General features: G+C 71.4%; 8 protein-coding genes and 1 pseudogene. 4 read left to right on the top strand and 5 right to left on the bottom strand.

The genetic code is table 11. The annotated features are described in order from the left end of the window. Positions 1-220, bottom strand: a pseudogene (locus BFN33_RS16150) (ABC transporter permease); the annotation flags it as partial. Further along, a complete protein-coding gene (locus tag BFN33_RS16145) occupies positions 220-1239 on the bottom strand; it encodes a sugar ABC transporter substrate-binding protein (protein ID WP_069760721.1) in 1020 nt (339 codons plus the stop codon). The gene BFN33_RS16145 and the pseudogene BFN33_RS16150, both read right to left, overlap by 1 nt. Positions 1240-1496: 257 nt before the next feature. Between BFN33_RS16145 and iolC the strand changes: the two genes are divergently transcribed. The 3 genes from iolC to BFN33_RS16130 all read left to right on the top strand — a co-directional run bounded on the left by iolC (position 1497) and on the right by BFN33_RS16130 (position 5386). Next, positions 1497-2474, top strand: a complete 978-nt coding sequence (iolC, locus tag BFN33_RS16140) for a 5-dehydro-2-deoxygluconokinase (protein WP_069760720.1) — start codon at positions 1497-1499, stop codon at positions 2472-2474. 215 nt (positions 2475-2689) lie between these two features. Beyond that, entirely contained in the window at positions 2690-4564 is a 1875-nt protein-coding gene (gene iolD / locus BFN33_RS16135; RefSeq protein WP_176742397.1) for a 3D-(3,5/4)-trihydroxycyclohexane-1,2-dione acylhydrolase (decyclizing), read from the top strand. Positions 4565-4600: 36 nt separating this feature from the next. Then, the gene (locus BFN33_RS16130) at positions 4601-5386 is read left to right on the top strand and encodes a GntR family transcriptional regulator (RefSeq protein WP_069760718.1); all 786 of its coding nucleotides are present in this window, start codon (positions 4601-4603) and stop codon (positions 5384-5386) included. A 12-nt stretch (positions 5387-5398) separates the two neighbouring features. On the opposite strand, the gene BFN33_RS16125 is transcribed toward BFN33_RS16130, so the two are convergent. Together BFN33_RS16125 and BFN33_RS16120 are read right to left on the bottom strand one after the other, a co-directional pair. Further along, positions 5399-6382 (bottom strand): aldo/keto reductase, encoded by a 984-nt coding sequence (locus BFN33_RS16125; RefSeq protein WP_069760758.1) that lies wholly within the window; start codon positions 6380-6382, stop codon positions 5399-5401. A gap of 87 nt (positions 6383-6469) precedes the next feature. Further along, a complete protein-coding gene (locus tag BFN33_RS16120) occupies positions 6470-7132 on the bottom strand; it encodes an NUDIX domain-containing protein (RefSeq protein WP_069760717.1) in 663 nt (220 codons plus the stop codon). A gap of 132 nt (positions 7133-7264) precedes the next feature. Between BFN33_RS16120 and BFN33_RS16115 the strand changes: the two genes are divergently transcribed. Next, a complete protein-coding gene (locus tag BFN33_RS16115; RefSeq protein ID WP_069760716.1) occupies positions 7265-9229 on the top strand; it encodes a DapH/DapD/GlmU-related protein in 1965 nt (654 codons plus the stop codon). 83 nt (positions 9230-9312) lie between these two features. Here the strand turns inward: BFN33_RS16115 and BFN33_RS16110 are convergent, their stop codons facing one another. Next, positions 9313-10104, bottom strand: coding sequence for a pectate lyase (locus tag BFN33_RS16110; RefSeq protein ID WP_069760757.1), 792 nt, complete (start codon positions 10102-10104; stop codon positions 9313-9315). Positions 10105-10334 lie beyond the last annotated feature (230 nt).

Raw genomic sequence — 10334 nt, 5'->3', positions numbered from 1 at the left:
GATACAGGATGTTCGCCATCGAACTGCCGTCCCGCACCGGCGGAGCGGCGATCAGGAAGAACACCCACACCGCCACCGCCCCCAGGAACACCCCGACCTCGGGACGCGCCAACAGGCGCAGCGCGAGCGGTCGTTCCGCGGTCCGGCCGTCAGTGACCTTGCCCGGGCCGGAGGCCGGCGGTGTCGTCACCGCCGGCTCGGCGTGCTGGGTCATACCCATCACCTGGTGCCCTTCGCGGCGAACGCGGCCACCGCGTCGACGTTGGACTTGTCGACGAAGGCCGGGCCGGTCAGCACCGGCTGCTCGCCACCGCCCATGTAGTTGCCGTTGTTCTTGTAGAGCCACAGCGAGTCGATGGCCAGGTAGCCCTGGAGGTAGGGCTGCTGGTCGACGGCGAACTCGATGGTGCCCTTGCTGATGGCGCCCGTCAGGTCCTTGTTGAGGTCGAACGTGGCGATCTTGGCCTTGCTGCCCGCGTCGGACGCCGACTGCACCGCGGTCAGCGCGAAGGGCGCACCGAGGGTGACGACGTAGTCGATGGACTTGTCCTGCGTGAGCTTGGCCGTGATCGTCGACTTCACGGACGGCATGTCGGTGCCGTTGACGTTCAGCGTCTGCAGCTTGCCGGTGAAGGTCTTCTTCACACCGTCGCAGCGCTGGGTCAGGCCGATGTTGCCCTGCTCCTGGATGACACAGACGGCGTTCTTGGCGCCGGCCTCGTTCAGCCGCTTGCCGAGTGCCTCGCCGGCCACGGACTCGTCCTGGCCGAAGAACTCCATCAGGCCGAGCTTCTGCCAGTCGCTGACGCCGGAGTTGAGGCCGACGACGGGTATGTTCGCCGCCTTCGCCTTGGCGACGACGTCCTTGAGGGCGTCCGGCTTGGCGAGGGTGATCGCGATGCCGTCGACCTTCTGGTCGATGGCGTTCTGTACGAGGTTGGCCTGGTTGGCCGCGCTCGGGTCGGCCGAGTAGACCAGCTTGACGTTGTCCTTGGCGGCGGCGGCCTGGGCGCCCTTGCGGACGATGTCCCAGAAGGTGTCTCCGGGCGACTGGTGGGTCACCAGCGCGATGGTCATCCGGGGGGTGGTGGCCTTGCCCGCGGAGGCGCCGTCCGAGCTCTCCTCGGACTTCTTGCCGCCCGAGCTGCTGGAGCAGCCGGCGAGCGTCAGGGCCGCGGCCGCAGCCAGGGCCACGGCGGGAGCGAATCTCCGCGAACGGGAGAGAGAAGAGCGGTCCATCTTTCCTTGCACCTCACTGTGCGACGGGGAGAACGTCGGGAAAGGGGGCGGGATCTACAAAACGCGCCAACTTGCGTTGGGACGGGATCCAACTCCCCTGGTGCGGCCGCTGTCAATACTTTGTTAAGACATCATTTCACGATCAGGTCCGAATGTAAGAACAAACTATTGACAGCGTCGCCCTTCGAGTCCTACACCTGGGATGCAACGGGCCCAGAGGGCCTCGCATCCCCAGTCCGGACCGAGGAGCGTCGCGCATGGTCGAGCCAGTCCAGCAGTTCGACGTGATCAGTATGGGCCGTATCGGAGTTGATCTCTACCCGCAGCAGTCGGGGGTGCCGCTGGCGCAGGTCCAGTCCTTCGGCAAGTTCCTCGGGGGCTCGGCTGCCAACGTCGCGGTCGCCGCGTCCCGGCTCGGTCGCTCCACCGCGGTCATCACCCGCACCGGCGCGGACCCCTTCGGTACCTACCTCCACCAGACCCTCACGGAGTTCGGCGTCGACAACCGCTGGGTGACTCCGGTGGCGGCCTACCCGACCCCGGTCACCTTCTGCGAGATCTTCCCGCCGGACGACTTCCCGCTGTACTTCTACCGCCGCCCCAAGGCTCCCGATCTGGAGATACACACCGACGAGCTCGACTACTTCGCCATCCGCGCGGCCCGGATCTTCTGGATCACCGGCACCGGTCTGAGCGCGGAACCGAGCCGCTCGGCCACGCTCGCCGCCCTCAAGTGCCGCGACCGGGCCGGCACCACGGTCTTCGACCTCGACTGGCGGCCCGAGCTGTGGAGCGACACGGCCTGGGCCGACCCCGACGAAGCCCGCCCGTACTACGCCGAGGCCCTGCGGCACGCGACCGTCGCGGTCGGCAACCTCGACGAGTGCGAGATCGCCACCGGGGAGCGTGAACCCCTGGCGTGCGCCGAGGCCCTGCTGGCGGCCGGTGTGGAGCTCGCCGTGGTGAAGCAGGGCCCGAAGGGCGTCCTCGCCGTGCACCGCGACGGCACGATCGCCGAGGTCCCCCCGGTCCCGGTCGAGGTCGTCAACGGCCTCGGCGCCGGCGACGCCTTCGGGGGCTCGCTGTGCCACGGGCTGCTGTCCGGCTGGGAGCTGGAGCGGACCGTCCGGTACGCCAACGCGGCCGGCGCGCATGTCGCCGCCCGCCTCGCCTGCTCCTCCGCGATGCCGACGCAGGCCGAGGTAGACGGTCTCCTGAACGGCGTCGCGCCGTGACCGGCCCGCCCGTCAACGGCATCGCGTACGGACCACGGGACTGCCGTACGACGGTCCCGGCACCCGGCGGACGGTTCCGGGCCCCCGCCGGTGACCGTGCCCGGCCACTCCCCGCACCACCTCGACGTCACGGCGGGCCCGGCTGATCCGCGCCCACCCCGACCCAGCCCACCGCCCCCCGCCTCGCCCTCCACACCGGCACCGGAGAAGTCCTGATGAGCAGCACCACCCGCCTGACCGTCGCCCAAGCCCTCGTGCGGTTCCTGTCCGTCCAGTACACGGAGCGGGACGGAGTACGGCACCGGCTGATCGCCGGGACCTGGGGCATCTTCGGCCACGGCAACGTGGCCGGCATCGGGCAGGCCCTCCTGGAGGCCGGTGAGGACGCGATGCCGTTCCACCAGGGTCGCAACGAGCAGGCGATGGTCCACGCGGCCGTGGGCCACGCCCGCCAGCTGAACCGCCTGTCGGCCCAGGCGGTCACGACGTCGATCGGCCCGGGCGCCACGAACCTGGTCACCGGCGCGGCCCTGGCCACGATCAACCGCCTCCCGGTCCTGCTCCTGCCCGGCGACTACTTCGCCACCCGCGCCGCCGACCCGCTCCTGCAGCAGCTGGAGCATCCGACGGAGGCGGACGTGTCGGTGAACGACACCCTGCGCCCGGTGTCCCGCTACTTCGACCGCATCCACCGCCCCGAGGCCCTGATCCCCTCCGCCCTCCAGGCCATGCGGATCCTCGCCGACCCGGCCGAGACCGGCGCGGTCACCCTCGCCCTCCCCCAGGACGTGCAGGCTGAGGCGTACGACTGGCCGGAGCAGTTCTTCGCCGAGCGGGTGTGGCGGGTACGGCGTCCCGCGCCCGACCCCGTCGAGCTGGCGGAGGCGGTACGGGCGGTCCTGGGGGCCGCGCGCCCGCTGATCGTGGCGGGCGGAGGGGTCCACCACAGTGAGGCCGAAGAGGCGTTGAAGGCACTCACGGACGCCACCGGCATCCCCGTCACGTCCACCCAGGCGGGCAAGGGCTCCCTGCGCCACGACCACCCCGCCGACCTGGGCGGCATCGGCCACACCGGTACGGCGGTCGCCGACGACCTCGCGCGCACCGCGGACCTGGTCATCGGCGTGGGCACCCGCTACTCCGACTTCACCACCGCCTCCGGCACCCTCTTCCAGAACCCGGACGTGCGCTTCCTCAACCTGAACATCACCTCCTTCGACGCCCACAAGCTGGCCGCGCGGACGGTCGTATGCGATGCGCGAGCGGGTCTGGAGGCGCTCACGTCGGCGTTGGCGGGCCACCGCGTGAACGCGGCCTACGAGGCCGAGTACGGCGCGGGCAAGGAGCGCTGGGAGCGGGCCGTGACCCGGGCCTTCGAAGCCGCGGACGAGAGCGCCGTGCCGACCCAGACCCAGCTGCTGGGCGCGCTGGACGCGGTCGTCGGCGACGAGGACGTGGTGATCAACGCGGCCGGCTCGCTCCCCGGCGACCTGCACAAACTGTGGCGGGCCCGCAGCCCCCGCCAGTACCACCTGGAGTACGGCTACTCCTGCATGGGCTACGAGATCCCCGCCGCGATCGGCGTGCAGCAGGCGACCCCGGACACCCCGGTGTGGGCGCTGGTCGGCGACGGCACCTACCTGATGATGCCCACGGAACTCGTCACCGCGGTCCAGGAAGGTCTGCCGATCAACCTGGTCCTCATCCAGAACCACGGCTACGCCTCGATCGGCGGCCTGTCGGAGTCGGTGGGCGGCGAGCGGTTCGGCACCGCCTACCGCTACCGGGCGGCCGACGGCACCTTCAGCGGGGCCCCGCTCCCGGTCGACCTGGCCGCGAACGCGGCGAGCCTCGGCATGGACGTGCTGCGCGCCAAGACCGTACGGGAGCTGCGCGAGGCCCTGGCCACGGCCCGCGCCTCGGACCGGCCGACCTGCGTCTACGTCGAGACGGACACCGCGACCCCGACCGCTCCCCCGGCAGCGGCCTGGTGGGACGTGCCGGTGGCGGAGACGGCGTCGCGCGAGGCCGCCGTGGAGGCGAGGACGGAGTACGACCGTCAGGCGGCCGCCCGCCGCACCCACCTCTGACGGCCCCGTCCCCGACCCTTTGAGGGAGGTACCCCCATGGCGAAGCCCGGCGACCCGTCACGTGCCGCGACCGCCCCCGCTCTCGACTCCCTGGACTTCGCCCTGGACCGGGGCAGTCCGGTGCCGCTGTACTACCAGCTCGCCCGGCAGCTGGAGGCGGCGATCGAGCACGGCGTGCTCGCCCCCGGAAACCTCCTGGGCAACGAGATCGACCTCTCGATCCGCCTCGGCCTGTCCCGCCCGACCGTCCGCCAGGCCATCCAGACGCTGGTGGACAAGGGTCTGCTGGTCCGTCGGCGGGGAGTGGGCACGCAGGTGGTGCACAGCCAGGTCAAGCGCCCCCTGGAGCTCAGCAGCCTCTACGACGACCTGGAGGCGGCCGGGCAGGGCCCGGCGACACGGGTGGTCCGCAACGAGACCGTCCCGGCACCGGCGGACGTGGCGGCCGCGCTGTCCGTCCCGGAGGGCAGCGAGGTCACGGCGCTCGAGCGGCTGCGCCTGACCCACGGCCAGCCCGTGGCCCTCCTGGGCAACTACCTGCCCACCGGCCTCCTCCATCTCGACAGCGACCGCCTGGAGGCCACCGGCCTCTACCGCGTGCTGCGCACCGCCGGCATCACCCTGCACAGCGCCCGCCAGACCATCGGCGCCCGCTCCGCCACCGCGGAGGAGGCCGCCCGCCTCGACGAACAGACGGGCGCGGCGGTCCTGACCATGCAACGCACGGCCTACGACGACACCGGCCGCCCGGTCGAGTACGGCACCCACATCTACCGGGCGTCGCGGTACGCCTTCGACTTCCGGCTGCTGGTCAGGCCCTGAGGGACGGCGGGCTCAGTGGGCCGCGTCCAGCCGGGCCCGCTGCTCCCGCGTCAGTTCCAGGTCCACGGCGGCCAGGTTCTCGTCAAGCTGGGCCAGGGACGACATCCCGACCAGGGGGACGATCGGCAGGTCCGCGCCGATCTGCCAGGCCAGCACGACCTGGTTGACGGTCGCGCCGGTCTCCTTCGCCACCTCGCCCAGGACCTTCAGACGGGCCGGGGTGCCCGGGTGGTCGAAGTCCGGGGGCAGCCGGTCCGGGCGGGTGTAGGCGCCCTTCAGCAGCGGTGAGTAGGCGACGAGGGTCAGGCCGGGCTCGGCCCGCAGATAGCTCAGCAGGTCGGGGCCCGCGTGGCCGAGGCTGCCGTCGGGGAACAGGTCCCCGGGGACGTCGGTGCGGGGCCGCAGATGGCTGTGCGCGTACTGGAGGACCTCGTAGCCGGGCAGTCCGGCCGCGGCGGCGAGCGCTCGGGCCCGTTCCACCCGCCAGATCGCGTGGTTGCTCGCACCGAGGAGGCCCACCGTGCCCTCGGACACCAGCTCGGCGAATCCCTCCACCGTCTCCTGGAGGGGGACGCGGTGGTCCTCGATGTGCGCGTAGAGCAGGTCCAGCCTCGACACGCCCAGGCGTTCCCGGCTGCGCTCCGCGGACTCCCGGATCACCTTGGCCGACAGGCCCTCCGCGTTGTCGACGTAGCTCGTGCCGGGGGCCAGGGGGCGGGCCCCGAGTTTGGTGGCGATGAAGATCTCGTCGCCGACGCCGCGGCTGCGCCGCCACCGGCCGAGCAGTTCCTCGCTCTGTCCGCCCTGACCGCCGTCCTCCCAGAAGGCGTAGTTGTCGGACGTGTCGATGAAGTTGCCGCCGGCCTCGACATAGCGGTCGAGGACGGCGAAGGAGGTCTCCTCGTCGGTCCGTGAGCCGAACAGCATCGCGCCGAGCGCGAGCACACTGACCTCGCGGCGGGTCGCCGGATCCGTGCCGATGGTGCGGTACTTCATGATGATGTCCTCCCGTGTGTACCCGTCTTCGGGGCACACACGGGAGTCTTCATCTTGAAGCGCACTTCAAGTCAAGGGACCGCCCGCTCACTTGGCGAACGGACCCTCCAGCGCCGCCCACTGGAGCAGCATGATCGTCTTGGCGTCGGCGATCTCCCCGGTACGGATCATCTCCAGGGCCCTCGCGAAGGGCAGTTCGAGGATCTCGATGTCCTCGCCCTCCTCGTCGAGGCCGCCGCCCTCGTGCGTGCGGGTCGACGGGGCGTACTCGGCGGCGTAGAAGCTGACGCGCTCGGTGACCGAACCGGGGCTCATGTAGACGTCGAAGACGTGCCGGACCTCGCCGATGGTGTGCCCGGTCTCCTCGACGACCTCGCGTCGTACGGCGATCTCGGGGTGCTCGTCATCGTCGTCGAGCAGGCCGCCGGGGGTCTCGATCAGCAGTCCGTCGGGGTGTCCGTTGACATACACCGGGAAGCGGAACTGACGGGTGAGCAGGACGGTTTCGCGTTCCGTGTCGTACAGCAGCATGGTGGCGCCGTTGCCACGGTCGTGGGTCTCGCGCTGCTGAGTGCTCCAACTCCCGTCGGCGTGCTGGATGTCGAAGGTCGTGGCCCGCTCGACGTACCAGTGACTGGACAGCAGTTTCACATCGCGGACCTTGACGCGCGGGTTGCCGGTCAGGTCGAGGCCGGTGCGGTCGAGTCCGGTGCGACCCCGGTGGTCGGGAGTGTCGATGCCCTCGGTCATCGGACACCCGCCGGACGGGAGGAGGAGCGGGGGAAGTGCGAGTTGGTCATAGCCGCTTCTACCATTCCGGGGCGGGCCGCGTCGCGCACGGCACCCTTCCCCGGCGGGCCTCGCACTGCTTAGCGTGCTCGTATGGATCATCCGTCGCAGCCGTCCGTACGGCACTTCGACCACTGCCCCTGGCTCTTCGCGGACGAGGCGACCGACGAGCAGCGCGCCGCCCAGCGGATGGTGCAGCGGGCCGTCGGCGGCGACACCGGGATCGGTGAGCGGTGTTACGTCGCCGAGTCCGCGGCGGTGTTCCCGGACCGGCTGCGGCTCGGCGACGACTCGTACATCGCCGCGCACGCCTATGTCACCGGGGAGTTGGAGACCGGCTCCCACTGCACGCTCAACCCCTTCACCACGGTGCGCGGGAACGTGGCACTCGGTCACGGCGTACGCATCGGCGCCCACACCTCGCTGCTCGGCTTCAACCACTCCATGGCCCCCGACCGACCCGTCTTCCGCCAGCCGCTCACCAGTCGGGGCATCCGGGTCGGCGACGACGTCTGGATCGGCTCGCAGGTGATCGTCGTGGACGGCGTGACCATCGGCGATCACTGTGTGATCGGGGCGGGGGCGGTGGTCACGAGAGATCTGCCGGCGTGGTCGGTGGCGGCGGGGAATCCGGCACGGGTGCTGCGGGATCGGCGGGAGGTGCGGGGGGTGGAGGCGACTGCGGCCTCGGATCCGGCTTCGGCTTCGGCCTCGGCTTCGGCTGTGTCGGGGATACGGCCGGATGACGGCCGTATGCCCGCGGGCCGCCCGGCGCCACAACCCGGGCCCGGGGAAGTGGCCGCCGGCGATCCGGAGCGGGCGCCGCGCGATCGGCGGGCGGTGCAGGAGGCTACGGCCGTGAGTGCCGAGACGGCTGCGGGTGCCGAGGCGGCGGATCTGCACGGGATGCGGCCAGGGGGCGGCCGTACGCCCGCGACCCGCCCGGCGGTCGGCACCGGTCCCCGTGCAGCGACCCTGGCTGCCCTCGCCGACACCGCCCGGGATCAGGCTGTTGGGCTTCTCGACCGTTGCTGGGACGGTGAACGGTACGTCGATCGGCCCGGCGCCGTTCCCACCGTGCGGGCTCACTGTGACGCCGTGGAGATCGCCGACCTGCTGCTCGGGGCTGTGCCGGAGCACCTGTCCGCCGAGGAGCACATCGGGCGCCTGAGCGGGCTCCAGGATCCGGAGAGCGGTCTCGTCCCGGAGTTCGGCGAGCCGCTGCCGGTGGCGGACGCCGATGGGTTCATCGGGGAGGGAGCGGCGCTCTACCACGTGCTGTGCGTGGGCTACGCCCTCGATCTGCTGGGCCCGGGACTCCCCCATCCGGTGCGCGGCGTAAAGGACATGACGGCACGCCAACTCATCGCGAGACTGAAGACGTTGCCCTGGCACACGGGCGCGTGGGGCGCGGGCGCCTGGGTCGACAGCCTTGCCACTGCCGTCCATTGGAACCTACGGCACGACGACGGCGGCGGCGACAACGGCCACGGGGCACCGGAGTCGCTGTTCGGCTGGCTGCTGACCAGGGCCGATCCCTGGACCGGGATGTGGGGCAGCCCCTCCGCCGAGGAGGGCCGGCTCCAGGTGGTCAACGGCTACTACCGGCTGACGCGGGGCTCGTTCGCGCAGTTCGGGCTGCCGGTGCCGTATCCGGAACGGGTCGTGGACGCGGTCCTGGACCACGCGCGCGACGCCCGGCATTTCGGTCCCGGCCGGGAGAACGCCTGCAATGTGCTGGATGTCGCCCATCCCCTGTGGCTGTGCACCCAGCAGCTCGGGCGGGGCGCCCGCGGCTACCGCTCCGGTGAGATCCGCGACTGGGCCGAGCGGCAGCTGACCACCGTCCTGCCGCGCTGGCGGGACGGCCTGGGCTTCGGCTTCGGCCCGGGCGCCGCCGGCCCCGGACCCGAGCCCGGGCTCCAGGGCACGGAGATGTGGCTTGCCATCGTCTGGTACCTCGCCGACCTGCTGGGCCGCTCCGACGAACTGGGTTACCGCCCCCGCGGCATCCACCGCCCAGAACCGACCCGACAGGGAATCGCGGGCCTGAGCTGAGCCGACGGGAGCTTCGGGCCCCGGCCGATCGACGGAACATCAGCGTTGGATGCACCGGACCCGCCCGGGCGAGGGCGTGGCCGTCACCGGTAGGTGATGGCCGACGCGCTGTATCTGCAGTGCGTGCCGTCCGCCCCGGTGCCCAGTGAGGACGGTTCGGCGCCCGACGTATTGCCCTGGAAGCGTTCGCAGACGGTGATCTTCCTGCTGCCGTCCCCGACGATGGTCACGCCCGAGAGGGTGGCCGTGTCACCGTAGTTGGCGTTGACGCCCGCGATGTCCTTGCCGGGCCCGGTGACCTTCACATTGCTGATGACGACATGGCGTTCGTACTGGGTCCTGCAGTTGCCGCACGACCGGTACAGCTTGCCGAAGTCGGCGACCTGGAAGTTCCTGATGGTCAGGGTGCCGGCGCCGTTGTGCTGGAAGACCTTGTCGTCCGCCTTCCGCGCACCGCCGCCGTCGACGAGGTACGTCGCGGAGGCCGACGTGCCCTTGAAGGTGGCCGCGTCCTCGCCGACGTCCTGCCACCACACGTTCTTCAGGGTGCAACTGCCCAGGCAGTGCACGCCGTCGGCGGCCGGGGAGCCGAGGATGACGTTCTTCAGCGTCGCCCCGTCGGCGAGTTCGAAGAGCGGGCCCTGGTCCTCGTCCTGGCTGTCGCTGCCGAGGCCGCCCGTGCCGTAGAACCGCTTGAGGGCGCCGTCGTAGGTGCCGGACACCTCGATGGTGGTGGCGACCGCCTTCTCACCGGTGGCCGTGGGCCAGGCCGCGAATCCGGTGGTGGACGTGGGCGGCGCGGGTGGGGAGGCGCTCTTCGTCGCCGACGCTGAGGCGCTCGGGGAGGCCGACGTCCTCGAGGCAGACTGAGACACGGACGGAGACGGGGACGCGGAGGACGACGGGGAAGGGGACGCGGTGATGGGCGACGGGGACACCGTCCCCGTGGCACCGCCCAGCCGGTAGGTGCCCGCGCGCGCCCCGGAGCCGGACCCCGTCAGCAGCACACCGCCGGTGACGGCACCGCCGACCAGGATCGTGGCCAGGATGCCGACCAGCAGGCCTCGGCGGCGGGTGGGCTTCTTGCGGTGCGGCTTGCGCGCGG

It is taken from the genome of Streptomyces sp. LUP47B, assembly GCF_001746295.1.
Lineage (GTDB): Bacteria > Actinomycetota > Actinomycetes > Streptomycetales > Streptomycetaceae > Streptomyces.
The sequence above is the reverse complement of the archived record's forward strand: the minus strand, read 5'-3'. Positions and strand labels throughout refer to the sequence as shown.

What these genes read in the sequence shown, in the direction of transcription:
- BFN33_RS16145 (WP_069760721.1), bottom strand. Translation starts at nt 1,239, where the DNA reads ATGGACCGCTCTTCTCTCTCCCGTTCGCGGAGATTCGCTCCCGCCGTG.
- iolC (WP_069760720.1), top strand. Translation starts at nt 1,497, where the DNA reads ATGGTCGAGCCAGTCCAGCAGTTCGACGTGATCAGTATGGGCCGTATC.
- iolD (WP_176742397.1), top strand. Translation starts at nt 2,690, where the DNA reads ATGAGCAGCACCACCCGCCTGACCGTCGCCCAAGCCCTCGTGCGGTTC.
- BFN33_RS16130 (WP_069760718.1), top strand. Translation starts at nt 4,601, where the DNA reads ATGGCGAAGCCCGGCGACCCGTCACGTGCCGCGACCGCCCCCGCTCTC.
- BFN33_RS16125 (WP_069760758.1), bottom strand. Translation starts at nt 6,382, where the DNA reads ATGAAGTACCGCACCATCGGCACGGATCCGGCGACCCGCCGCGAGGTC.
- BFN33_RS16120 (WP_069760717.1), bottom strand. Translation starts at nt 7,132, where the DNA reads ATGACCGAGGGCATCGACACTCCCGACCACCGGGGTCGCACCGGACTC.
- BFN33_RS16115 (WP_069760716.1), top strand. Translation starts at nt 7,265, where the DNA reads ATGGATCATCCGTCGCAGCCGTCCGTACGGCACTTCGACCACTGCCCC.